The organism is Microcoleus sp. K1-B1, assembly GCF_036704705.1.
In the GTDB taxonomy this organism is placed as follows: domain Bacteria; phylum Cyanobacteriota; class Cyanobacteriia; order Cyanobacteriales; family Microcoleaceae; genus Microcoleus.
In genome coordinates this window covers 42,108-67,178 of the sequence record NZ_JAUBSH010000035.1, presented here as the reverse complement: position 1 = coordinate 67,178, position 25,071 = coordinate 42,108, and the positions used below count along the sequence as shown (strand labels likewise).

At 45.6% G+C, this 25,071-nt stretch carries 23 protein-coding genes; 14 read left to right on the top strand and 9 right to left on the bottom strand.

The features are described from left to right. Window positions 1-174: 174 nt before the first annotated feature. Both QUA83_RS15185 and QUA83_RS15180 read right to left on the bottom strand, forming a co-directional pair. Complete coding sequence (locus QUA83_RS15185; protein WP_333293960.1) at window positions 175-1,446, bottom strand: MFS transporter; 1,272 nt, start codon at window positions 1,444-1,446, stop codon at window positions 175-177. A 341-nt stretch (window positions 1,447-1,787) separates the two neighbouring features. Continuing rightward, a complete protein-coding gene (locus tag QUA83_RS15180; RefSeq protein ID WP_333293959.1) occupies window positions 1,788-2,300 on the bottom strand; it encodes a DUF2808 domain-containing protein in 513 nt (170 codons plus the stop codon). Between the two features lie 444 nt (window positions 2,301-2,744). Between QUA83_RS15180 and QUA83_RS15175 the strand changes: the two genes are divergently transcribed. The 3 genes from QUA83_RS15175 (at window position 2,745) to QUA83_RS15165 (ending at window position 5,884) form a co-directional block, all read left to right on the top strand. Further along, window positions 2,745-3,893, top strand: coding sequence for a Re/Si-specific NAD(P)(+) transhydrogenase subunit alpha (locus QUA83_RS15175; protein WP_333293958.1), 1,149 nt, complete (start codon window positions 2,745-2,747; stop codon window positions 3,891-3,893). A 288-nt stretch (window positions 3,894-4,181) separates the two neighbouring features. Next, window positions 4,182-4,475: an NAD(P) transhydrogenase subunit alpha gene (locus QUA83_RS15170; protein WP_106150865.1), complete on the top strand. Its 294-nt coding sequence runs from the start codon at window positions 4,182-4,184 to the stop codon at window positions 4,473-4,475. Next, window positions 4,472-5,884 (top strand): NAD(P)(+) transhydrogenase (Re/Si-specific) subunit beta, encoded by a 1,413-nt coding sequence (locus QUA83_RS15165; RefSeq protein ID WP_333293956.1) that lies wholly within the window; start codon window positions 4,472-4,474, stop codon window positions 5,882-5,884. Before QUA83_RS15170 ends, QUA83_RS15165 begins: the two co-directional genes overlap by 4 nt. Window positions 5,885-6,092: 208 nt before the next feature. Here QUA83_RS15165 and QUA83_RS15160 read toward each other — a convergent pair whose 3' ends face one another. Continuing rightward, entirely contained in the window at window positions 6,093-6,455 is a 363-nt protein-coding gene (locus QUA83_RS15160; RefSeq protein ID WP_333293955.1) for a tetratricopeptide repeat protein, read from the bottom strand. Window positions 6,456-6,517: 62 nt separating this feature from the next. Between QUA83_RS15160 and QUA83_RS15155 the strand changes: the two genes are divergently transcribed. Further along, the gene (locus QUA83_RS15155) at window positions 6,518-6,997 is read left to right on the top strand and encodes a helix-turn-helix domain-containing protein (protein WP_333293953.1); all 480 of its coding nucleotides are present in this window, start codon (window positions 6,518-6,520) and stop codon (window positions 6,995-6,997) included. Then, the gene (locus QUA83_RS15150; RefSeq protein WP_333293951.1) at window positions 6,975-7,565 is read left to right on the top strand and encodes a PIN domain-containing protein; all 591 of its coding nucleotides are present in this window, start codon (window positions 6,975-6,977) and stop codon (window positions 7,563-7,565) included. The genes QUA83_RS15155 and QUA83_RS15150 overlap by 23 nt, the downstream gene beginning before the upstream one ends. A gap of 59 nt (window positions 7,566-7,624) precedes the next feature. On the opposite strand, the gene QUA83_RS15145 is transcribed toward QUA83_RS15150, so the two are convergent. After that, window positions 7,625-7,777: a hypothetical protein gene (locus QUA83_RS15145; protein ID WP_333293950.1), complete on the bottom strand. Its 153-nt coding sequence runs from the start codon at window positions 7,775-7,777 to the stop codon at window positions 7,625-7,627. A 261-nt stretch (window positions 7,778-8,038) separates the two neighbouring features. Between QUA83_RS15145 and QUA83_RS15140 the strand changes: the two genes are divergently transcribed. Then, window positions 8,039-8,734, top strand: a complete 696-nt coding sequence (locus QUA83_RS15140) for a hypothetical protein (protein WP_333293949.1) — start codon at window positions 8,039-8,041, stop codon at window positions 8,732-8,734. 20 nt (window positions 8,735-8,754) lie between these two features. Here the strand turns inward: QUA83_RS15140 and QUA83_RS15135 are convergent, their stop codons facing one another. The 3 genes from QUA83_RS15135 to QUA83_RS15125 all read right to left on the bottom strand — a co-directional run bounded on the left by QUA83_RS15135 (window position 8,755) and on the right by QUA83_RS15125 (window position 10,440). Beyond that, window positions 8,755-9,057 carry a hypothetical protein gene (locus QUA83_RS15135; protein ID WP_333293948.1) on the bottom strand — a complete coding sequence of 101 codons (303 nt, stop codon included), beginning with the start codon at window positions 9,055-9,057 and terminating at the stop codon, window positions 8,755-8,757. Between the two features lie 316 nt (window positions 9,058-9,373). Continuing rightward, complete coding sequence (locus QUA83_RS15130) at window positions 9,374-9,574, bottom strand: type II toxin-antitoxin system HicB family antitoxin (RefSeq protein WP_333293947.1); 201 nt, start codon at window positions 9,572-9,574, stop codon at window positions 9,374-9,376. A gap of 134 nt (window positions 9,575-9,708) precedes the next feature. Continuing rightward, complete coding sequence (locus QUA83_RS15125) at window positions 9,709-10,440, bottom strand: GUN4 domain-containing protein (protein ID WP_333293946.1); 732 nt, start codon at window positions 10,438-10,440, stop codon at window positions 9,709-9,711. A gap of 417 nt (window positions 10,441-10,857) precedes the next feature. Here QUA83_RS15125 and QUA83_RS15120 point away from each other — a divergent pair, with 417 nt between their 5' ends. The 3 genes from QUA83_RS15120 (at window position 10,858) to QUA83_RS15110 (ending at window position 14,385) form a co-directional block, all read left to right on the top strand. Next, entirely contained in the window at window positions 10,858-11,205 is a 348-nt protein-coding gene (locus tag QUA83_RS15120; protein ID WP_333293945.1) for a DUF433 domain-containing protein, read from the top strand. Between the two features lie 3 nt (window positions 11,206-11,208). Next, window positions 11,209-11,550, top strand: a complete 342-nt coding sequence (locus tag QUA83_RS15115; protein WP_333293944.1) for a DUF5615 family PIN-like protein — start codon at window positions 11,209-11,211, stop codon at window positions 11,548-11,550. Between the two features lie 102 nt (window positions 11,551-11,652). Further along, the gene (locus QUA83_RS15110; RefSeq protein ID WP_333293943.1) at window positions 11,653-14,385 is read left to right on the top strand and encodes a protein-arginine deiminase family protein; all 2,733 of its coding nucleotides are present in this window, start codon (window positions 11,653-11,655) and stop codon (window positions 14,383-14,385) included. Here the strand turns inward: QUA83_RS15110 and QUA83_RS15105 are convergent. Continuing rightward, window positions 14,375-14,548, bottom strand: coding sequence for a hypothetical protein (locus QUA83_RS15105; protein WP_333293942.1), 174 nt, complete (start codon window positions 14,546-14,548; stop codon window positions 14,375-14,377). The two genes, QUA83_RS15110 and QUA83_RS15105, sit on opposite strands and share 11 nt — an antisense overlap. A gap of 508 nt (window positions 14,549-15,056) precedes the next feature. On the opposite strand from QUA83_RS15105, the gene QUA83_RS15100 reads away from it, so the two are divergent. From QUA83_RS15100 to QUA83_RS15085, 4 genes are all read left to right on the top strand, one after another. After that, a complete protein-coding gene (locus QUA83_RS15100) occupies window positions 15,057-15,974 on the top strand; it encodes a hypothetical protein (RefSeq protein WP_333293941.1) in 918 nt (305 codons plus the stop codon). A gap of 85 nt (window positions 15,975-16,059) precedes the next feature. Then, on the top strand, window positions 16,060-19,035 hold the full coding sequence (gene pruA / locus QUA83_RS15095) for an L-glutamate gamma-semialdehyde dehydrogenase (protein WP_333293940.1): 2,976 nt from the start codon (window positions 16,060-16,062) through the stop codon (window positions 19,033-19,035). Window positions 19,036-19,160: 125 nt separating this feature from the next. Further along, entirely contained in the window at window positions 19,161-20,831 is a 1,671-nt protein-coding gene (locus QUA83_RS15090; protein ID WP_333293938.1) for a glycosyltransferase family 39 protein, read from the top strand. A 173-nt stretch (window positions 20,832-21,004) separates the two neighbouring features. Further along, window positions 21,005-21,484: a hypothetical protein gene (locus QUA83_RS15085; protein WP_333243723.1), complete on the top strand. Its 480-nt coding sequence runs from the start codon at window positions 21,005-21,007 to the stop codon at window positions 21,482-21,484. Window positions 21,485-21,622: 138 nt separating this feature from the next. Here QUA83_RS15085 and QUA83_RS15080 read toward each other — a convergent pair whose 3' ends face one another. Then, complete coding sequence (locus QUA83_RS15080; RefSeq protein ID WP_333293936.1) at window positions 21,623-23,668, bottom strand: S8 family serine peptidase; 2,046 nt, start codon at window positions 23,666-23,668, stop codon at window positions 21,623-21,625. A 255-nt stretch (window positions 23,669-23,923) separates the two neighbouring features. Here QUA83_RS15080 and QUA83_RS15075 point away from each other — a divergent pair, with 255 nt between their 5' ends. Continuing rightward, window positions 23,924-24,970, top strand: a complete 1,047-nt coding sequence (locus tag QUA83_RS15075) for a UPF0104 family protein (protein WP_333293934.1) — start codon at window positions 23,924-23,926, stop codon at window positions 24,968-24,970. The last annotated feature ends 101 nt before the right edge of the window (window positions 24,971-25,071 follow it).

Here is a 25,071-nt window from a genome sequence, read left to right as displayed (position 1 = left end):
GACCTATCTTTTTTTACCACAAGTTGGTCAACACCTCACTCTATCTCGGTTGCGGCGGAGTTGTCACCCCGCCAGGAGAAATTTACAAATTGTTGAGGATTGCTAGAGATACAGTCAGATATTAGCTGTGGGAATGTTGTTTAATGTTGGCATTTGTGATTTTACGCTAAATCGCTACTGCGGAATTAAACCCATTTTTTGATAAAGTGGTCGGACTATGTTTTTTAAAGCTGGCAACTGTTTGGTAAAAACTATCGAGCCTAAAACACAAATTATACCTCCAATGATGACTGTATTGGGAGCGCCGATATAATTTGCCAATCCGCCGGCAACTAAATTCCCAAACGGTGTCACTCCAAAAAATGCCATCGTGTATATGCTCATCACTCTTCCGCGTTTGTCGTCTTCCACAATTGTTTGCAAAAATGTGTTTCCTCCTGCAAATTGGATAATGAAACCAAACCCCACAAACAACATCATGATTAATGACAGCCACAAGATGCGGGACAAACCAAAACCTATCAGTCCGAATCCCATAATTGCCGGTGACATCGCAATCAATTTGCCGAGGCCAACTATACTTTTGCGAGAAATCAAATAAATCGCCCCCGCAAAGGCTCCGACTCCCGAAGATGCCATCAAAAAGCCTAGAGTTTGTGGGCCGCCTTGCAGAATTTTGGTAGCAAAAATTGGGACTAAAACTGTATGGGACATTCCGGCAAAACTGACTAATGCTAATAGCAGTAAAATTGCTCGAATCGGGGGGAACCCGAAGGCATAAACGAATCCTTCTTTTAATCTTTGTAAGGGTTTGGTATTAGTTGCGGCAATTTTACGGGCTTTGATCTGCATCGCTAATAAGCCTGCAATTACAGCGATGTAGCTGAGTCCGTCAATGAGAAAGCAATAACTTGGGCCGACTGTAGCTATCAGCAAACCTGCTATTGCTGGGCCGATTAATCTGGCGCCGTTGAACATGGAAGCGTTGAGGGCGATCGCATTTGCTAAATCTTCTTTCTTTTCTACAAGTTCCGGTACAAAAGCTTGCCGTGCCGGCGCGTCAAAGGCGTTAATTGCGCCTTGAAAGAAACTCAGTACCACGATCTGCCAAATGTTAACGACTCCTGTTAGGGCTAAAAATGCTAGCGCTAAGGATTGAACCATTGCTAATATTTGAGTGGCAATTAGGACTCGGTGGCGGTTCCAGCGATCGATTAAAACTCCTGCAAAAGGCAGTAAAATTAATGTGGGGATTTGACTTGTAAATCCCACCACACCGAGCATCCAAGGTGAATCGCTCAAATTGTAGACAAGCCAAACAGTAGCGACTTGCGTCATCCAATTGCCAATTAGGGAGATGCCTTGTCCTGCAAAAAACAGGCGATAATTTCTCGCTCGCAGCGCTGGAGGAAGTTGTATTGTTTTGATTTTTGCTAGTAGATTCATGCGAGAGTGCGGCTAGAGCAATCCTATTTGATTGGTAAACATTTTTTAGGGGTAGCGCCCCTGTACCCCTAATTAGCGAAGGGCAACCATCGGGGGACTGCCCCTAAACTTATTTTACGAATCCTTGACAATTGCGATATGAGCCGGAGGTTCTATTTTACAACTCCCGAAAACCAGGATTTGAGTATTGTTAAATTTTTGCGCGTAGCAAAACGATCGCCACAGTTAAATTTAACTGTGGCGATCGCTTGAGTGCGGGATCGATCTTTCGCCCGTTGTTACATACAGGCACGCTAGAGACTGGAAACGAGAAATTCGTTCCCCGAACCCCAACCCTTCCCTCAATCAATGCTCAACAGCCAAGTACCGAGGTAACGCAGCAAGGGAACGTCTCCAGGGGTGCGGATGCGAACGTTAAAATGGTACATTCCGCCGGGAGATGGGTTTCTGACGTTGGAGAGTACAACCTCAACATTGTTGCCGGCGGCAATTGGATCTTTGGGATAAATTTCTATGAAACGATTTTCTTTGTCCCAGATGACTTCTTGCAATTCTATTGTTTTGTCTTTGACGCGCACTTTAATGTCTTTTTGGTCAAATTCGCCTTTGTAGTAGTCTGGATAGGATATGTTGAGTTGGGCGATCGCCAAACTTACTTTCTTGGAAGGAATTCGCAGCCGATATCTATCGCCGCTCATCCCCGCTTTGCCGTAATCCAAGCGATAGCTTAATTGGTTGGCGCGCTCGGGGCCGCCGAAAATCGTGAATCCTGGCATCGACTGGGCTAAACTGATGGCGGGTAATCCAGCCACCAAGCAACCTGTAACCGCTAGTGCTGAAAATAATCGTCGCATAACAACTCCTCTAATTAAACTCTTGGTGAACCTTAAATATTGCTCGCCCGAAATTTGGGATCGTGCCTACAATATATCGAATGTCTCAGCAATTTGATGAGGGCGAGCGATCGCCGGCTGAGGTCACTTTTTTTTGCGTAATTTTTGCGTAATACTGATAACTGACATTCAAACTACAGAGTTAGGCGACATAAAATTATATCATAATCGGTGGCCAACTTAACAATTTAGCGAATTTGAATGTATAAGATAAGTTAAAGATACGGGTCGAATTTGGGCGATCGGCTTTAGTATCAACGAGACAAGTTTAGGGGAACGGCTGCTTCAATGTAAAGCAAGGCATGGGGCGATTAAAAATCGCACTTCAAGAAACCTGCGGAGGCAGGTTTTGTCTGTGTAGGCGCGGTTTCAACCGTCCTAGGAAGGCTTAAATAAGGAGAGTGTATGAAATTAGCGATCGCAAAAGAAATAGCAGCAGGAGAACGCCGGGTGGCTTTAGTACCCGACGCTGTAGCCCGATTAGTCAAACAGGGGGTCGAAGTTTGGGTTGAGGCCGGTGCGGGGGCAAAATCCTTTTTCTCGGATCTTGCTTACGAAGAAGCGGGAGCTCAGGTTGTCGCCGATACCGCTAGGCTGTGGGGCGAAGCCGATGTCGTCGTGAAAATCGGGGCCTTGCAAGAATCAGAAGTTCATCAACTCCGGGAAGGAGGCGTTTTCATCGGATTTTTGAATCCTCTGGGAGATCCAGCTTTAGTGCAGCATTTAGCCGATCGCAAAGTAACGGCCTTCAGCATGGAAATGATCCCGCGCACCAGCCGGGCTCAAAGCATGGATGCACTGTCATCTCAGGGCAACGTTGCCGGTTACAAAGCGGTACTAATCGCAGCCGCTGCTTTGCCCAAATATTTCCCAATGCTGACAACGGCGGCGGGTACGATTCGCCCCGCGAAAATATTGGTAATGGGTGTGGGCGTTGCGGGCTTGCAGGCGATCGCTACGGCGCGTCGTTTGGGTGCGGTAGTCGAAGCTTTCGACATCCGCCCGGAAACAAAAGAACAAGTGCAAAGTTTGGGCGCTAAATTCCTTGATGTCGAACTCAAGGAAGAAACCGTCGCCGCCGGAGGTTATGCTAAAGAGCTATCAGAAGCCGCCAAAGAATACACCCGCCAAGTGCTCACCCAACACGTCAGCGCTTCCGATGCAGTGATTACAACGGCTCAAGTTCCCGGCAGAAAAGCACCTATTTTAGTTACTAGAGAAATGGTTTCTCAAATGAAGCCCGGATCGGTAATTGTTGACCTCGCGGGCGAACAAGGCGGCAATTGCGAATGCACGGAAGCGGGGAAAGATGTTGAATGGAACGGCGTTAATGTCATCGGCCCGATTAATGTGCCCTCGTCGATGCCTGTCCACGCTAGCGAAACTTACTCGAAGAATATCTCGGCTTTACTTCAGTTGATGGTGAAGGATAAGGAACTCAATTTGAATTTTGAAGACGATATCATTGCTGGTGCTTGTGTTGCCCGCGATGGTGAGATTAGCAATCAGCGAGTTCGCGATGCTTTGACGGCTCAGGCTTCAGCCGTCAGTTAGATTCTATCGTTACAAGCCAGAGTCCGGCAAGGGTTGAAACCCCTGCCTCAAAGCTTAAGTCCTCTGAAGAGGACTGAAGAACTCCTTAGTCCGATAGTCCGGCAAGGGTTGAAACCCCTGCCTCAAAGCTTAAGTCCTCTGAAGAGGACTGAAGAACTCCTTAGTCCTCTGAAGAGGACTTTGGCTATTAGCCAGGGAATTCATTCCCTGGCGGACTGGGGAACGCAACTGGGGACTGGCGGACGCAACCGGGAACGAGTTATTTCCAATTACCAATTACCAATTGTTATGGCAGAAGGATTGATTGCAGGTTTAGTGGTGTTTACTCTGGCGTCGTTTGTGGGATTTGAAGTAATTAATAAAGTCCCGCCGACGCTGCACACACCTTTGATGTCGGGCTCGAATGCGATTTCGGGAATTGCGGTTTTAGGTGCAATTCTGATTTCAGGCCAAGGCAATGTGACTGTTACTTCGATTTTGGGGACGATCGCGATCGCCCTGGCCACAATTAACGTTGTCGCCGGTTTCTTAGTAACCGATCGAATGCTGCAAATGTTCAAGAAAAAAGAGGTTAAAGCGTGAGCGATTTTCTGCCCAGTGGCATTCAACTAGGTTATTTAGTTGCCGCATCTTTGTTTATTATCGGTTTGAAACAGTTGGGTTCCCCTGCAACTGCGCGTCAAGGGAATGTGTTAGCTGCGATCGGGATGTTAATTGCGATCGTCGGTACGTTGCTGGAAAAGCAAGTCATCAGCTACGAATTGATTGCTGTCGGAATCATCATCGGTTCCATTTTGGGAACAATTATGGCGAAAACCGTCGCGATGACGGATATGCCACAGATGGTGGGTTTGCTTAACGGTTTCGGGGGCGCGGCTTCTGCACTCGTTGCTGTGGGCGAATTCTGGCGCTATCTCAGCATCCCGGAATCGCCAACTCCAGACGCGACAATCACGATCCTTTTGGGTGTGCTCATTGGCGGAATTACTTTCACTGGTAGCCTTGTGGCGTTTGCGAAACTGCAAGAATTGCTACCGGGTGCGCCAATGACGTTTCCGCTGCAACAGCCGTTTAATGCCATGCTGGCGATCGCACTTTTAGCCGGCAGCGGTTATATGCTGTTTAACCCGGAGGATGTGCCGGTATTCCTGGGTTTGGTGGCGATTTCCAATATTCTGGGAATCATGTTTGTGCTCCCGATTGGCGGTGGCGATATGCCCGTGGTGGTGTCGCTGCTTAACTCTTATTCGGGGATTGCGGCGAGTGTGGCTGGGTTCATTTTGATGAACAATATGCTGATTATCGCTGGTGCATTGGTGGGCGCGTCGGGGATTATTTTGACGCAAATCATGTGCAAGGGGATGAATCGATCGCTTTCTAGTGTGCTGTTTAGCGCCTTTGGTAGCGGTGGTGCTAGTGCTGGGGCTGCTGCTGGGGCTGCTGGTGGTGCGATCGACAAAACTGTTCGCAGCATCAATCTCGAAGAAAGTGCGATGATGTTGGGTTATGCGCGATCGGTTGTAATTATTCCCGGTTACGGGATGGCTGTAGCGCAAGCACAGCACGCTGTGCGCGAGTTAGCCGACGGTTTGGAAAAAATGGGTGTTGACGTGAAATACGCGATTCACCCGGTGGCTGGGCGGATGCCGGGGCACATGAATGTGCTGTTGGCGGAAGCAAACGTGCCTTATCCGCAGTTGTACGATATGGATGACATCAATCCGCAGTTTGAAGAAACGGATGTGGCGTTGGTGATTGGTGCGAATGATGTGGTGAATCCGGCGGCGCGTCACGATACGGCGAGCCCGATTTACGGGATGCCGATTTTGGAGGTTGATAAGGCCAAGCATACGATCGTAATTAAGCGCGGGATGAGTGCTGGTTTTTCGGGTGTAGATAATGAGTTGTTCTACAAGGATAAGACGATGATGTTGTTTGGTAGCGCTAAGGATGTGGTTGCGAAATTGGTTTCTGAGGTGAAGCAGTTGTAGGATTTTGCAACCGCAGATGAACGCGGATTAACGCTGATAATTGAGCCCGGTTTATTGGATAAACCGGGTTTTTGTTTTGGGGTTGTTTTTGATTGTGTCTGGTTGATTTGCAATGTTGTAGGGGCGGGTTTTACCAACAATAATTGACTAAAATTAATAATCTCGTAAACCCGCCCCCCATGCTAGAAGGATGCCACCGGACTTGATATTATGCAATGCTAGCTTGGTTCACATATTCACTGGAAATCGGTGTATGTGAAAATCCTTGTTCTCTGGCTTTTTGAAACCATTTTTCTGCTTCAGTGCGATCGGCTGCTACACCATCAGCACCGCAAAGATAAATTCCTGCTAAGTTGTTTGAGGCAACACCATAGCCTTGCTCAGCGGATTTGATGTACCATTTAATTGCTTCTAATATCATCTTTTCTCGACCTAATCCTAAATGGTACATACTGGCAATTATGCACTGGGATTCGGCATTTCCTTGTTCTGCTCGTGGTTTTAACAAGGTAAAGGCTTGGGTATAATCTTGGTTATTAAAAGCGGCTAGACCTTTTTCTAAGTCAGGCATTAACGGTCATTAATAAATTCAATATACTATAATAGCATTAAACCAATTCAGGAAACATTTCCATGAACAGGCAAAAAATACTCCTAGATCCAGTTTTACCGACTGAGGAAGAAACAATAGCTATCAAATTGTTGGAGAAAATGCTATGTCTCAAGACAGAAAATGGTGATGCTGAGACATCCAAAGTAAAATTGGTGGAAGTTGGCGGGGAAGCGATCGCACTTCCTGAATCCCTCTATCAATTGTTGTGTCAATCTGCACATTTAATGGCGGCTGGTAAAGCAGTGTCTTTAGTGCCAATTGAGCAAGATATGACTGTTGAAGAAGCTGCGACTTTGCTCAATGTGTCGCCACAATTTGTAGTCAAATTGCTCGATGATGGGGAAATTGCCTATGGAAAAGTAGGAAACCAGCGGCGGATAAGTTTGGCAAGTGCGATCGCCTATAAACAGCAGCGTAGTGTTAAGCGCCGTGAAATTCTCAAGGAATTAGCTGAGTTTAGCCAAGAAGAGGAATTGCATGAGACTAGAGTATACAGCTAGCAGGTTGATTCCTTATCCTGTAGTTTTGGATTCCTGCGTGATATTTCCTATGCACTTGCGTGATACGCTCTTTCGTGCTGCGGAGATTGGGTTGTATGATTTATATTGGTCGCAAGAAATTTTAGACGGTGCAACTCGCAATCTTGTTAATACTGGAAGGATGAAAAGTGAGAGGGCGGCGCGTTTTGAGGCTGCACTTAAAGAAGCTTTTCCTAATGCAATGGTTGAAGTTCCAGAGAATGTGATTGAACAGATGACTAACGATCCAGGCGATCGCCATGTCGCTGCGGCTGCGGTAGTTGCTAAAGCTCAAGTTATTGTTACATCCAACCTGAGAGATTTTCCACGAGAGTCTTTAAATCCTTGGGCAATTACGGCTATGCACCCCGATGTTTTTCTGAATCGTCTTTATGAGGTTGCACCGGATTTGATGGCTAATGTAGTCAGCCAACAAGTTGAGGATTTGAAAAATCCACCCCTGACAGTTGATGAATTACTTGTCAGGTTGAGGGAAGAAGTTCCGGTTTTTGCAGATCAGATTCAACGTTATTATGAAAATATTTCGTAAGTTGTAGTTAAGGGCGATCGCTATGCAGCCGGTTTTTGACATCAGAAGGATCTGCTGTCTCAAAAAATAGTTCCAACGCTTCGATCAGATTTCGTTCGTCGCGCTGCTTCTATATTGTCACCTTGGCTGGCAATATCGAGTTCCGGGCAAAGGGATATATATCCGTCGCCTTCTCGTTCAATAATTGCTGTAAACTCTTGTGTTGAGTTCATAATTTGAAGTGGCGGACTGCCAAGCTCAAACAATTATAGTTTTACTTGAGATTATATCCCATCTTTCGCTGTTCGGTGGAGACGGGCGATCGCCCTATACAATGCTAGCTTGGTTTAAATAGTCACGGGCGATCGGTGCTAGTCAAATATACCTGCGATCGGAGATTTTTTAAATATAATGAAATCCTAAAGAATTAATAGAAATGCAAAAATTGTACTAACCTTAGAGCTAACGTCAATTAAATTAAAAACTTTTCAAGTATGTCAGATCAACCTTTTAATATCGGCCAACTAAATGGCCTAGATTATGACGAAGCAGAACCACTCCTGGAAGATTATCAGGAAACGCTAATCGAGCTATTTGTCAATTCTCCCGAAGGAGAAGAATACTGTAAAACTTATCCAGACGTGGGATTTTGGATCTCGCAGTTCATTTATTACGGTTTCGGCTATGAAGGTTTTACGCTGCCTCGCATGAAAGCGGAAGATGTGGCAACTGTAGTCGAAGAGTTGTTTCCCAGGAAAGTGAGTTTGCTTTCGCCGGAAGAAGGTGAAAATGCTATCCCGGAATTATTGGCGTTCTGGCAATTTTTGAAGCGAGAATTTAAACTGCGAAATGCCACTTCAATTATCAAATACCTGCGGGATATCGAGCCGGAATTTAAGGAGATTATGGAAGATTCCTCTAAATTTGGATTTGCCAAATCCTTTGTAACGTTAGGTCATCAAGCAGGGTTTGATATGAGTACGGGGGAAGGTCTAACACAATTTCAGGAGATATATAATGCTAGCATTGCTCCTATAATGGCAGCTAAAAACTCCGATACATCGGGATTTTCCAGCAAACCGATAAGTGGTAGTGCTGTAAATGAATCTAAAGCAAGTAAAGAAAAACAAAAAAAAGCAAAAAATACGGCGGCTGAATCGAGAAAACGCAACCGCACTAAGAAAAAATGAGGTTTAGCAAGTATCTATCCTCACTTCACTCTTCTTCGGATTCTTCTCAGCATCTTGTTAGCTTCTTCCCTCCCGCGAAACTTCCAAACTAATAAATAACACATCAAACAAAACCAGAAGATTCCTAACACGATCGCACTTTCTTCCGGTGAGTGGGTAGTTCTATCGAACTTCCCACTCTTCGGACTTGCTTGGATGTTGTTAGTTCGATCGCCCGCTTGCAAGTTAAAATTGTGTTGTTCAATCGCATTACTATTTTTAAATTTTCGATCTATTTCTTGAAATGACTTCGCCTGTTCGCAGCTTGTTAAGGATAATCCCACAAGGATAAAAATTAGGAAATAACAGGGCGATTTCACGATTTTTACTTCCATTTATGGAGAAAGCGACTAAATGAATATAAGACTGACTCGTGGGAAGGCAGAAACCGGGTTTTTTGCGAAAATACTTCGTATACAGCCACAAATTCCCTGAAAAACCCGGTTTCTTTGGTCTGAGTGCGCGGTCAGAAACCGGTTTTTTGCGAAATACTTCGTACACAGCGACCGATTCTCTAAAAAACGCGGTTTCTTTGGTCTGAGTGCGTAATTCCTGCGAATAATTTATACAATAGCGGTGTATGATTTTCGTAAGTTGTAGTTAAGGGCGATCGCTATGCACGCGATTCTTGACTTCAGAAAGATATGCTGTCTCAAAAAATAGTTTCAACGCTTCTATCAGATTTTGTTGCGCTTCTTCTCTATTGTCACCTTGGCTGGCAATATTAAGTTCTGGACAAAGGGATATATATCCGTCGCCTTCTCGTTCAATAATTGCTGTAAACTGTTGTGTTGACTTCATAATTTGAAGTGGCGGACTGCCAAGCTCAAACAATTATAGTTTTACTTGAGATTATATCACATCTTTCATTCTTTATGGCTTCGTGGATTTTGACTTCCTCACAATTCTAAATCCAAATTTGAAGGCTTTATAGATTAGATTTTACACATTTCTGCACGAGAAAATAATAAATCTAGTCTCGCCATTTCGATCTTCCTCTCACCGCACCTCCTCGCTTCCCATTCCGTCTTCGCCACACAATACGGCGCACTATACCCTGCCGGCAGGTGGCCTGAAGGTGCATTGCTATTAAAAGTTAGTTGAGAGTATAGCAACCATTTTTCTTTCTCTCCTTTCTGTTTCCAGCCGACCGCTTCATAATAAGCTAATAACACTTGTCCATTAAACTCTTTAGTGCCACCCAGATTTTGATAGATGTGCTTCTGCACGGAAAAGCCAAACCGTCCATTACTGTATTTTACCCACAGTCGATCCATCGCCCGCAAATCTGGACAGGAAAAAATTCTGATATCTCCTATCGCTATTAGCTCACCCCTAATTATGTGACCTTGTTGTAGTTTCCCCCCCACCTCTAACATTTTGTTATAAGTTTCCTCATCTGCTTCTTTCCACTTCCCAGCAGCCAATAACTGTTCAAGTTTAGTATAGTTTGCTTTAGCAATTGGTTGACTTGCTAAATTCGACTGATTTGCAACATAAGTTTTAGGAGGAATTCCCCACTGAAAAGTATTAATTTGTACTACAGCAACTTTTGTCGCTGCTTGTGGCAGCGCCGCTTGAATTTCTTGAGATGACTTCTGCTGTCCGCAGCTTGTTAATGAGAGTCCGAAGACGGTAAAAATTAGCCAGCAAGAGCGAGATTTCATAGATTTTGCTGATTGTTTTAGGGAATAAGGGAGTAAATGAATAATTTATACACCAGTGATGTGTTGTTTTCCAGGTAGGAGACTAATCATGAAAGTATACCATTTTTGGGCGATCGTAGTTACCCGTTTATCACTTTTGAAGTGCTATCCCGATTAGAGTGCAGCAGATTTAGCGAATGCTTGGGCTTATGCTGAGGCACACCCAGAGAAAATTGAAGCAGCGATTAAATAAATTGAGGAAGGCTAAAACATGGCGCGAATTTGCCATAACAGTCCTGGACGCACTCCGACAAAGAAACCGGGTTTTTTACCGAATATGCGGGCAGCAACGCGTCTTTTCGTAAAAAAAAACCGGTTTCAGGGCCCCCATGCGTGAGTCCTATATAATGTAGATAATATATTCCGGCGATCGCACTTATGACTATACAAGAATTAGAAACTCAAGTCTTAACCTTAAATGCGGTTGATAAAGCTAAACTAATCAGCATCCTAACTCAAACTTTAACCAACGGTTCTCTAGGCATAAAAAAAACTCCCGGCGTGTGCGGAGGCGATGCTTGTATCGGCAATACTCGCATACCAGTTTGGTCGCTGGTGTGCGATCGACGTTTAGGTGCTTCCGATGCTATCATCCTAGAATCATTTCCCGATCTAACCGCCGCTGACTTGGTAAATGCGTGGGCTTATGCTGATGCTTACCCAGAGGAAATTGAACAGGCAATTAGAGAAAACGATGAAGTTATGGAAGAAAGCGAGGTTTATTAAAAGTTGGCACGTTTTTACACAGATGAAAACTTCCCGCTAGCAGTGGTAGAATTACTGCGGGGTTTGGGTCACGATGTATTAACAGCGAGGGAAGCAGGGAATGCAAATCTTCAAATTCCTGACGAAGATGTGTTAGCTTTTGCTGCGAGCAATTCCCGAACAGTTTTAACGCGAAATCGCCGTCATTTCATGCGATTACACATTCAAAACTCTGACCATAGTGGTATTGTTGTTTGCACGGAAGACCCAAATTTTGAAAGGCTGGCGACGCGAATTAATGAGGCTATTTCTGCGATCGATACTTTGAACGGTAAATTGATTCGAGTTAACCGTCCTTCGACATGAAAAAAAGCCGATCGCCCAAACCCATCCTACAAATCTTACAATTAAATCCCCCATTGCTCCCAAGATTAGGTAGAATTATTGGCGTGTCTGAGGATAAACTATATGCGCTGGGTTCGATATATTGCGATCGCGATCGTCAATGGTTTCGGTGTCGTCATCGGTATTATTTGGGTTGCAGTCCCCACAACAGTGGCTCAACCTTCCCTAAACTACCAACTCGCACTCTCTGGGCGACAGCCAGAGCCCCAAACTCCGCAATCCCTTTCCGAACTCTACAAATTGCGCGATCGCCTCAAAGTACAATTAGATAACCTTGCCAAAACTCCCGACAGCGCCCCGTTTCCTGGTGAACTTTGGAAATCAGCAATCAACCGCCAGCAATCCCAAACTCTGACGCAGCAACTCCAAAACGTTCAAAGTCAGATTCAAATAGAAGAAAGAGCCAAATATAATTGGGACGATGCTGCTAAATTAGCCGCCCAAGCAGTCTTAATTGGACGCACTTCTAATCCTTCTTCTGCTACCTGGGAAGAGTCCCAGCGGCTGTGGCAGTTAGCTATCAATACGCTGCGACTCATTCCTCACGATTCTTTTTTGGCCGATCGGGCGATCGACAAAACCATCGAATATCAAGGAAACCTCAGTGTCGCTACCTATGAAATGCAAGTCGCACGTTCTGTTGAGAAAATTAGAGCCGAGGAAGAAGAGATAAGAGAGCGAGCCCGCAAAGAGCAAGAGAAAAAAGAATTTGCTCGTCGAGAAATAGAGAGAAAAGAGCAAGAGAAAAAAGACCGGGCTAGAAAAGAAATTGAACGGCAAGAATTCCAAAGGCAAGAATTAGTCCGCAAAGAACTTGAAAGGCAAGAATCAGCCAGAAAAGAACTTGAAAGACAAGAACTTGAAAGGCAAGAATTAGCCAGAAAAGAACTTGAAAGGCAAGAATTCCAAAGGCAAGAGTTAGCCAGACAAGAACTTGAAAGGCAAGAATTAGCCAGGAAAGAACTTGAAAGACAAGAACTTGAAAGGCAAGAATTAGCCAGGAAAGAACTTGAAAGACAAGAACTTGAAAGGCAAGAGTTAGCCAGACAAGAACTGGAAAGACAAGAACTTGAAAGGCAAGAATTAGCCAGACAAGAACTTGAAAGGCAAGAGTTAGCCAGACAAGAATTAGCCAGACAAGAACTTGAAAGACAAGAGTTAGAGAGAAATCAGCAAGCAACTCCTCAACAAACTCCTGAATCAACTGCAACACCAACCCCCACCCCAGTTACACCCGCCGCGTCCCCGCCGAACTTTTTCTTTGCGGGAGATACTAACAGAGATGGCCAAATTAATCAGCAAGACGACGCCGGAAAAGAACAATGGTCTTTGTCCAAGGGCGCGCTAATTTCATTTAACGATCGCGGCAAGATACCGACTTGGAAACAAACCAAAGTTAGCGCTCCCCGCCGTGCAGCAATGCTTTCTCAAGTTAACTTAACACTGTCGGAAAACTTCAAAACCTCTCAATTATTTATCACTGCTGACAGCATTGCTAGCCCTCACATCAGCGTTTTCCAAAAGACGGGCGACGGCTGGCAATCTGTAGATATATCCGGTGCTAAACCTCTAGTTTTCAGCACCAATATTGTTTTAGGTGTGGAAGCAAAACAATTTGCCGATCGCAATTGGAACGGCACTGTTAATCTCAAAGCAACAGCCCAAAACAACGGTCAAGAAATCGCCTCCACAACAATCCAAATGGGCGTTAGTCCTTGGATGATAGCGCCCAATACAGCACCAGTAACCGAAGTTCAGGTCAGCGACCGAGGCGCGGTAAACAGCGAATTTATCTCGCAACTGAAACAAGCAGTAGAACCCACGGGCGCTAAAGTAAAAATTCTCCAGGGCGATCGCACTTGGATGCAAGATACCCAGAAAAACGGCTACGTTCAACTCCCCGAAAAATCGGAGATACGCCAGTTTAATGTAGCCCTAAAAAGCAATAGCGAGCCAGACAAAAACCCGCCTGTTAAATCAACTCAAGACCGGGATTTGAAAGTAGTAAAAATTGGCAATCCTCGTTCTTTAGACCCCGTAAGTCAGTGGTCTGACGGATACGGCAATTTGCAGGTGACACCGCCGATTCCCGGACACCCAATGGGTCGAGTTTATTACGGGAATTCGGGAAATGCTAGTTTTAACCCAGAGGTACTTGATTTTATTCAAGCTCAGAGAATTCAAGGGCCGCCAGTGGATATTGATACTTCTTGGCTTTTGACTCGCCAAGTCGATGAAATTATCAATTTTATTCCCACTCAAACTCCCGGACAATATGTAATGGCGATCGCCAGTCCCGAAGCTGGAGTTAAGCTGTTGGAAGAATTGGAGGGAAGAGGTTACGGCGATGTGGCGATCAATCGTGGTTTGAGCACTCAAACAACAGTCAGCGCTGCCTTGAAAAACCGTGCTTTAATTCAACACAATCTCTATTTGCAAAATCAGAAACTTAATCCGATTATAGAGAAGTTGAAAAGAGAGTTTTTACTCGGAGACGATCAAATTATTCAAGTTCCGGTGATGTTTGGCTACAGCGGTTATGCTTGGTGGCCAAATATGGTCAATTCGGTGCCAGTTAACGGCAAGTTGTTAGTTTCAAATCCGCGCGGGCCAATGATTGACGGGGTAGATTACACTCAGGAAAGATTGCGCCAACTGCTGCTTCCTGCTGGCGTCAGCGTTAGTTTTCTGGATGACAGGTATTATCAAGAATTGAAAGGAAACGTGCAGTCGGCGACGAATACTGTGAGGAAGCCAGAAGATCGGCCTTTTTGGCAGTCTTTGCCTAATAATTGAGTCCGGTAGTAAGTTGCGATCGCAATTTGTGCTCAATATTTACCGAAAATTGGTAAATTGCGATCGCCCCAGCAGAGAGATTTCTCGATCGACACGGACGGCATTTTGTCAACAGCCGTGCCGTCTGGGTGCTGCGGGGGCGATCGCACCAGTAACTTGACACTCCCCTGCCTGAAGGCGAGGGGATTCTTGGTTCTGCGACATACCTTAAAACTATCTATCCTTGCGGCAGTGTTTAAACCAGGTATCCGTTCAAAAAAACCAAATATCGAGCTTAATTTAGATAGCCTCAGAGGGTTTGTCTCCCCAAGCTTTCGAGAATTGCTTCTCTTGTTTCTGTGTGCCCCACAGTACATTTTAGAAATAAAAAGTTTAGTCTCTGATTTTGGCTTACATTAGTTAGCCCAGCTATGTTTTTCGTGGTTTTCGCCACCCACTAACCATTATTGTTTTCCGACCAGTCGTTTGAGCGTGGTGTCTCATGTGTATCGGCGGTTATTCTACCTGTAGTATAGTTATTGTACTCTACAATGAACACAATGCAAGAAAGTTCAAGAAAACAATTAACAAAAGTTGATAATTAATTAAAGCCGTCCTAGAAGGACGGGGCTTTAGACCCAATTTCTTGGTAAAATGTCTAAAAGCGGTCTTTGTAAAATAAATTTAGCCCCATGAGCGACGAACAGGAAAAAAAACAAATTTTGACTCAGCAACCGGAAATAATTTCCCCTGCCAGCGATGAGTTCGATCGCAGTGAAATTGCCAGGGCTGATTCAACTTCCGCATCAGCAGAAACTCCCGCAGAAATTGCCGCACCCGAAGATATTTCAGCACCAATCGACGCAGCCGAAACAATTCCAGTTGTCGCCGATAGCGCGCCGGAAACAACTCCACTTACAAGTTATCCGCCTCCAACAATTCCAACTGCCAACCCCGAACCCAAACCAGCCAGATCTTGGCAAATATTAGCAGTTTTTCTCAGCGGAATGTTAGTCGGTGCCGTCCTTAGTCTCGGCAGTTTGCTAGCGTGGAGAATGTATCAGGAAAGAGCGAACCTTCAAATCAAACTACCCGCTGACGTACCCCTCCCCGAAAGCCCTCCGCCTGTCGCCACAGCGCCCGTCAACCGCAGGCCCGGACTTCCCCCAGCCCCTGGAAATGGACTCCCCCCCACATTCCCTCCGTCGCCCCGTCCCACTCAAATCCCCTCTCTGTCTGGTGTTCCGCAACAAGCTTCCCCCTCGCCGTCGCCGTTGCCTTCTCCTTCTCCAACTCCCGCTGCGGTTGAAACCCCTGTAACCGAGCGAGTTTACTTTCAAGCTGGTGCTACGGGAACTACTTTGAGCAATAGTTTGCGAGCCAACATATCCAGGCGCTACTTACTGGAGTGCAATAGCGGCCAAAGCATGACAATTAATGTTCAAGAAGGTCAAGTTAGCGCCGCAATTATTGCTCCTAACGGTGAAAATTTAGGTACTGCTGATAGCACAGGTCAGTGGCAAGGTCAATTAGCCAGTAGCGGCGATTATACTATTGAAATTTCAGGCGATCGCCAAGCAAACTACCAAGTTAAGATTGAAGTCAAATAGCAACTATAATTGTATCAGGGGGTAGTTACACAATACATAAACCCGCCCTGGTTGCCAATTACAAATTACCCATTACTAATTACCAATGGTTGCACAAATATCTCCAAGCATCTACGAAGCAAAAACCCAAGAAATTGCCAAAGAAATACTGAAGGCAACTCAAGACAAAAAGCGATCTTTTTTCGGTCAACTGCAAGACCAAATGCGCTGGGACGACAAACTAATGGATTGGGCGATGGCTAGCCCCGGACTGCGGGTGCAATTGTTTCGATTCATCGACTGTTTGCCGGCACTCCGCAGCAAGCCGGAAATTGCCCGCCACCTGCAAGAATACCTGACCGCCCAAGAGGTAGAATTGCCCGAAGCTTTGAAAAAATTGCTCAATTTTACTAACGCTGATTCGATTCCTGGACAATTGGCTGCGACGACGGTTGCGCCTGCGGTGGAAACTTTGGCGCACAAGTATATTTCTGGGGAAAATATCAAGCAGGTAGTTAAAACTTTAGAGCGACTTCGCAAAGATAAAATGGGTTTTACAGTTGACCTTTTGGGGGAAGCTGTCATCACTGAAGCTGAGGCGCAAATTTATCTTAACCGCTATTTGGAATTGATGGCTGAACTCGCCAATGCAGCGAAGAATTGGCCGCAGGTAGATGCAATTGACAAAGCAGACGGCGAAACTCTGGCACGAGTGCAAGTATCGGTAAAGTTAACGGCTTTTTATTCTCAGTTTGACCCTTTGGATGCTAAAGGTAGCGAAGAGAAAGTAAGCGAGAGAATTCGCCTGTTACTGCGCCGCGCTAAGGAGTTGGGCGCGGCGGTTCATTTCGATATGGAACAGTATGCTTACAAGAGTTTGACTCTGAGCATTCTCAAAGACTTATTGTTAGAGGAAGAGTTTCGCAGTCGCACGGATATTGGAATTACATTGCAAGCATATTTGCGCGACAGTGCTCAAGATTTGCGAAACCTGATTTCCTGGGCAAAAAAACGTGGAAATCCAGTAACAGTGCGGCTGGTAAAAGGCGCTTACTGGGATCAGGAAACTATCAAAGCGATGCAGAAAGATTGGCCACAGCCGGTCTACAATGACAAAGTTGCTACTGATGCTAATTTCGAGCAAATGACGCAGTTGCTGCTAGAAAATCACGAATATTTGTATGCAGCTATTGGCAGTCATAATGTACGATCGCAAGCCAGGGCGATCGCCATTGCCGAAACTCTCAATATACCGCGCCGCCGCTTTGAAATGCAAGTGCTGTATGGCATGGGCGACAAATTGGCTAAGCTTTTGGTCGATCGGGGTTATCGCGTCCGAGTCTACTGCCCCTACGGCGATTTGCTGCCGGGAATGGCTTATTTGATCCGCCGTTTGCTGGAAAATACCGCCAACAGTTCTTTCATCCGGCAAAGTTCCGAAGAAATGCCGATCGAACAATTGTTAGCCGCACCAGTTGCTAACGGAAATGACCAGCTAGTTTACAGCAAAGTATTTCCCAACGTTGCCGATACCGACTACGCCAATACCAAATTGCGGCAACAAGCAGAAACAGCCATCAAATCAGTGCGCGCCAACTTAGGCAAAACCTATTTACCGCTAATCAATGGCGAGTACCAAAATACTGAAGCAACCGTTAATTCTCTCAACCCTTCCAATCCTACAGAAGTAGTTGGCACCATCGGATTGCTTTCCGAAGAACAGGCAAAACAAGCCATTGAAGCAGCAAAAGAAGCCTTCGCCTGTTGGCGAAAAACCCCCGTCCGACAGCGCGCCGGCGTCCTCCGCAAATCCGCAGAATTGATGGAACAGCGGCGGCACGAACTATCAGCTTGGATGGTGTTTGAAGTCGGCAAACCTGTCAGAGAATGCGATGCCGAAGTTTCCGAAGCTATTGATTTTTGCCGCTACTATGCCGACGAAATGGAACGGTTAGAACAAGGGAAAAATTACGACATTCCCGGAGAAACTAACCGTTATAGCTATCAGCCACGCGGCATTTGTTTAATCATTTCACCTTGGAATTTCCCCCTCGCAATTCCCGTCGGCATGACAGTTGCATCGCTGGTTGCTGGAAATTGCACTTTGCTCAAACCTGCGGAAGTTTCCTCAGTAATTGCAGCGAAAATAGCTGAAATATTGCTAGAAGCCGGAATCCCCAAAGGGGTATTTCAATACGTGCCTTGCAAAGGTTCAACCGTCGGCGCTTACATGGTGAAACATCCTGATGTTCACATGATTACTTTCACGGGTTCTCAGGAAGTGGGCTGTCAGATTTATGCCGATGCTGCGATTTTGCAGCCAGGGCAAAAACACCTGAAACGAGTAATTGCGGAAATGGGCGGTAAGAATGCAATTATTGTCGATGAAAGTGCGGATTTAGACCAAGCAGTTGCAGGCGTTGTTTATTCGGCATTTGGATACAGCGGCCAAAAATGTTCCGCTTGTTCGCGAGTAATTGTGGTCGAATCGGTGTACGATAATTTTGTAGCAAGATTGGTAGAAGCGACACGATCGCTCAATGTCGGCGCAGCAGAAAATCCCGGCACTCAAGTCGGCCCTGTGATCGATGCAAATGCCCAGTCGCGAATCCGTGAATACATCGAAACAGGCCGTGCCGAAGCTAAAATAGCTTTAGAAATGCCGGCACCGGAAACCGGCTATTTTGTCGGCCCAGTCATTGTTACCGAAGTATCGCCCACAGCAACTATCGCCCAAGAAGAAATTTTCGGCCCGGTTTTGTCGGTGATTCGGGCAAAGAATTTCAGCGAAGCGATTGTTATTGCTAACGGCACGAATTTTGCTTTAACCGGCGGATTGTATTCTCGCACGCCTTCGCATATCGATCAAGCCGCATCCGATTTTGAAGTCGGAAACCTGTACATCAATCGCGGAATTACCGGCGCTGTGGTATCGCGGCAACCTTTCGGAGGATTCAAACTTTCGGGAGTTGGTTCTAAAGCGGGTGGCCCGGATTATTTGCTGCAATTCCTCGAACCCCGCACCATAACCGAAAATATTCAGCGACAGGGTTTTGCGCCGATAGAAGGAGTGGATGATTAATCATTTCTTTGTTCGTAGGGAGGACTGAATTCCTCTCTTTGGCTGTTAAGTTAGTAGGGTGCGTAAGCGCGCACCTTACGGGTGGGGTGACAGAAAAAAATTGTGCGAGATTAGCTAGTTATAAAATGGAATCTACCAAAGATCGCGATCGACTAAATTCTCACAACCCTTCACTTGACAAGTGGCTGCGATTTTTAATTATCGCCGTATTAGTCATCGGTATTTTATTTCGGTTCGCCAATCTCGATCGCAAATTTTACTGGATCGACGAAACCTATACTTCTTTGAGAGTTTCTGGCTACACCGAAGTCGAAATAATCAAAGAAATTTCGTACCAGAAAATAACCTCGCCTGCGGATTTACAAAAATATCAGCAGATAAATTCCGAAAAAACTTTAAGCGATACGCTGAATTCTTTAGCAACAGAAGACCCCCAACATCCGCCTCTGTATTACGTACTAGCGCGATATTGGGCGCAATGGTTCGGCAGTTCCGTTGCAGCAATGAGAAGTTTTGCCGCCGTGATTAGCCTGCTAGTATTTCCCGCAATTTATTGGCTGGCTTGGGAGTTATTTGAATCTTCAGCCGTAGCGTGGATGGCGATCGCCATTTTCGCGATTTCTCCCTACCACATCTTGTTTGCCCAAGAAGCAAGACAGTACAGTTTGTGGACATTAACTACTATTTTATCCAGTGCAGCCTTGCTGCGAGCAATGCGCCCTGACGAAAATCAAAATCCTGTCGCCCTCGTTCTTTCCTGGGCGCTTTATGCAGGCACAGCAACACTGGGATTGTACACCCACTTGTTATTTGTCTGTGTCGCTGCCGCCCACGCAATCTACGTCGCAGTTATTGCCAACTGGCGCGATGTGAAAACATTCATTTCCTATTATGTAGCAGGTTTAATCGCTTTGATCTGCTTCATGCCTTCCCTCGTAAATACGGTAGAAAACTTCAATCAAGTTAGAAGCACAACAGCATGGGCAGAACAAACAAATTACTTAAGATTAGTCAGCAGGTGGGTTGGTTCCATCACCATAGCATTTTTTGATATAGGCATTGATGGAACTGCCAACGCCACAGAACTAGCCTTGGTAATTCCAGTTGGTATCATGATTCTAGCTTTAGTCGGCTATGCCCTTTATTATCTATGCCGACAAACACCAAAGCGAGTGTGGTTGATTGTATTGTTATTGATTGCAACAACTGCTTTGTTTTTAGCAGTACCTGATCTAATCAAGGGTGGAAGGCGCTCAGCAAATCCGCGATATTTAGTTCCTTGTTATGTGGGAATTCAGCTAGCAGTGGCTTACCTGCTGTCTGCGAAAATTAGTAGCAATTTGGAGAACTTCAAACAGCAAAAAATGTGGAAAATTGTTATAGTTACAATTTTTTCCGCAGGTATTATATCCGGTGGAGTTAGTTCTCAAGCAGATATTTGGTGGAATAAAGGCAGCGGTTGGTTGGGTGCCTTGGAAGTAGCTGAGACTGTCAATCAAGCCAGCAATCCCCTATTTATCAGCGATGCCAATATTGCATATATCATGCCTTTAAGTTATTACCTAGAACCAAAAGTCAAACTGCTAATAGAACCCCGCTGTTACACTTCTTGCTACAAAAATCGAGAATTGGCAAAGAAAAAACCCCAACCCCCGCAAATTCCCGCCGGTTTCAATGAGTTGTTTTTATACCGACCCTCCTCTACTTTGCGATCGGCAATTCAGCAACAAAACTATCAAATAGATCCTGCTGATACTAATGTCGAGCTTAATCTGTGGAAACTTACCAAGAAATAATCTAAAACATTAAGGCAAAAAACACGGGTTTGCTGCCAAAAAATGTCTTATTCACTGCGATATACTGGCCCTAAACGGCATTCGTGGAAGTATGTCGCAAGTAGAGTTCGATTGGTTGGCTTTTCGTGGTAAGCTAAAAGTTAAGAATAAAAAAATAACATCAAAAATCTCAAATGACAGTCACTGAAACCTCCAACATTCGTAAACTGCTGTGTGATCCAGACTTAGGGCTGATCCCTCACCTAGAAAAGTGCCTGAAAGATTTGCACTCATCTGCGATCGCCAGTGGAGAGAAATTCAAGGTAGAACCTTACGATATAGAATTCAAAAGCTGCCATACCCAGAAGCATCCCAACGACCAAAAACCCCTCGTCACCCAGTCAGTGTTAATAAAAGTTCCCTTGACTGGGAAAGTTCAAGACAAGATGCACCTATATCTGATCGCAAGTGAGTTACAGAACCAAATCGACTTCAAAATTATCGACTGGAGTGCCTTAGAACGCCGCCAATACGACATTCAAGGCATCCCCTTAAAGCAGCCGATCACCAAAATAGACGGCCAGATGAATTACGAGTTAGTATTCGATCGACCAAGCTACTGCTGCATCACTCTGTGCCGCCAATTTGACTTAACTTACGCCGCCAATTTTTAATACCAATTCTGAAAAGTAGGGACACGGCATTGCGTGTGCGGCGCGGGGAGTAGGACACGGCATTGCGGTGTCCCTACGGTTTGCTTTTAATAATTGGTAGAAGATTGAGGATTGTAGATCGATCGCACCACATCCAATTCAAACCGCTCGATTCGCAGTTTCCGCAAGAATCCTCTTAATATCAGCAGGAGTCAGACTCGGATTCGCCTGCAACATCAAAGCTATCACGCCGGATACTTGTGGCACTCCCATTGAAGTACCGGCAAAATATCGATAGGGAATCCCCGGTTGAGACAGCGGCACAGTTGAATAAATATCACCAGAATCCGCCCTACCACCGTCGCCGCCCGGAGCAACAAAATAATTAATTGTCTCCGCACCCGCCCGGTTAGAATAATCCCCAAACAAGCCATTTCGGGTAACACCACCGACAGCAATTCCTACCTCATTGGCAAACCGAGCCGGATAATCTACTTGTGGGCGAGCATAATTTCCCGCCGCCGAAATCACGATCGCGCCTTGAGCTTCAGCCGCTCGAATCGCATCCAATTCTTGAGCATTCAACTCTAGGCCGCCCAAACTCACATTTATTATCTTCGCTCCATTTGCCACCGCATAATTAATCGCATTAATTTCATCCCGAATTTTACCCACCCCTGCGCCATCAAGTATTTTCACAGGCATAATCTTCGCAGTCGGAGCCGTGCCAGTAATCCCAACCCCATCTTTTTTCGCAGCAACTAAACCCGATATATGAGTGCCGTGATTGTTATCATCCATCGGGTCATTATCGTTGTTGACAAAATCCCATCCTCGGAAATCGTCAACAAAGCCATTATTGTCATCATCAACCCCGTTGCTAGCTTTATTCCGACCGATCGCATCAACACCGGTTTCCCCCGCATTACTCCAAATATTCCCCGTCAAATCCGGGTGATTGTAGTCAACTCCGCTATCGATAACTGCCACGACAATTCCGTCTCCAGTCAACCCCTGGGCCCAAACCTCTGGAGCTTTAATTAAATCTCTGCCCCACTCGTCGCCGCCCAAATCGGGAACATCAGGAAAAGTTGCAGTACCTTGAGCTTTAGCAACTGCCGCTGCTGCATTCACCAAACCGAACCCAAAACGAGAGTCAAAACCTTGCAAGTTGCTCGCATTGTTAGTCAAAACAGTTGCAGGGGTTGCAGACAGATTGAGGGTGAAATTTGTACTGCCTTGGTATTGATAAACTCGGACAAAGTAAGTTCCTGCGGCTAAACCGTCGATGTCGATCGCTTCCGGCGATAAATTCGGTTGTTGAGAAGAAGCAATAATATCGGTGAAGTCAATAGAATTGTCGCCGTTAAGATCTTTAATTAGAGCAACATCAACATCCGCCGTCAAACCGCTGACAGTTAATTTAAAGTCGCTAGTTGCAGGCAAAGTAAAGCGGTAAAGGCCGTCTGGCCGGGCGTTGTTAAGAGAGTCGGCGATCGTTTGAGTGCCGCCCAAAACGCCTAAATCGCGAGCTTGATCCAGTTGGTTGCCCAATACGGTAGTTGCAGAGATGAATGTATTGGCGAGGTTTTGTGGAGATGCGTTGGCTACCAAGCCTAAAATAGCATTGGATTGGCGAATTTTAATTAATGTATTGGAAATACCGGGGGCGATCGATATTTCTTCGAGAATCAAGTCAGCTTCGGTAAGATTGTCAGTCAGTCCGATCGAATCCACAAAACTGTTAAAGTCAGTAATCACGTCTGCAGCAGCGGGATCGGAGACTGCGGAGTTGCTGCGGAGGACAAAGGTATCTGGGCCCAAACCCCCTGTCAGCATATCTTTGCCCCCATCGCCCACTAAAACGTCGCTGCCGTCGCCGCCGTTGAGGGCGTCCTCTCCCTTACCTCCCTGCAAGGTATCGCTGCCGGCATCGCCAAACAGGATGTCGCTGCTGACACCGCCGTTAAGTACATCGTTGTCCGCACCCCCTAACAGCGTATCGGAATTGCTGCCGCCGAGAATGCGATCGTTACCATTATCACCGCTAATGCGATCGGCATCCGACGCACCGACAATAAAATCGTTGCCGCTGAGGGCAAAAAATCCGTTAGGATAAGGAGTCAAAAAGCCCGGAGTCAAGGCGAAACTATTGGGGCTATCATCTAAAAGATAGGAAAGACCGTCAGGGCTCGGGCCGGGCATAGAAATGTACTCCTAGTGAGGTATATCGATCTAAATTTTAGATTTTAAATTTAAGTTTGTGGTTAAAAACGCCCTAAATAGTCTGTAATGCGCGCATTACGCACAGTCTGTAGAGGTCTGCATAGGTTAGGTTAAACAGATTTAATTCCGTCATATCATGCCGTGTAAATCAAGCACAATTCCGCCTTACCCCCTCTAAAATATAAAATCTAAAACAGTATAACTTAATCCCAAATTCAAAATCGGGATCGGAAAATGGGAAAACAACACTTGCATCGAATTCAGAAATTTTTCAACCTCGCGAAATCGCATTTAAAGCCTTATTTGCGCTATTTGATTTTGGGCGGGACGTTTTTATTTATTGCCAAAGCTTTTTTAACTCACTGGCGAGAAGTCGCGAATATCCAAATTCGAGCCGAAAGTTTTCCCTTGCTGGCGATCGCCCTTGGCGTCACTTTATTGTCTCTAATTTTTGTCGGCTGGGTGTGGATGTTGATTTTGCGGGAATTCCGTCAACCTGTAACTGCGGCGTGGGCGATTCAAGTTTTTCTCAAAACTAATATTGCCAAGTATTTACCGGGGAATATTTGGCATTTTTGGGGTAGAATATTGGACGCGAAAAAAGCCGGTATTTTTCCCAAAGCTGCTACTCTCAGCGTATTGCTGGAACCGCTGCTGATGGCTTCTGCGGGCGTTTTGATTGGGTTGATTTGTTTTGACAAATTCAATTGGTTGTTGCGGCTTGTCGGTTGTGCTGCTATTTTGACGGCGATTCATCCCCGCATTTTAAATCCGATCGTTCTATTTGTAGAGCGGTTGAAGTTATCAAAGAACAATGGGGAAAATTCAAATACTGGGGAGGCTGGGGGCGAGGCACATAATTTTCGTGCAGAGTCTACCTCAAATGTACCTAAAAAAACATCGAATGTCAAGTCTAACCGCAAAATTAATTTGCCAATTAAACGCTATCCTTTAGTGCCGTTAATCGGACAAATGTGTTTTATCGGATTGCGTGGCTGTGGTTTTTTGCTAACGGTAATGGCTTTAACTCCGGTGGAATTTAGCAATATTCCCAACTTGTTAGGTGCTTTTTGTTTTGCGTTTGTTGTCGGTTTAGTTGTACCGGGAGCACCGGGGGGAATGGGAGTATTTGAAGCAACGGCGATCGCCCTGCTGTCCGATCGCTTTTCTACGGGTATAATTCTGGGTGCGGTGGCTTTGTATCGGATAATTAGCATTTTGGCGGATGTTTCGGGTGCCGCTTTGGCAAAGCTCGATCGCCAGCGCGATCGGCACCGTTAAAAACAGTAAAAAAAGGTGAATTTAAAACCGCATATTGTCGTGATTGTAGGGTGCGGGGCTGAGAATGTGAGATTATGTGCGATCGAACTACAAACCTGTTT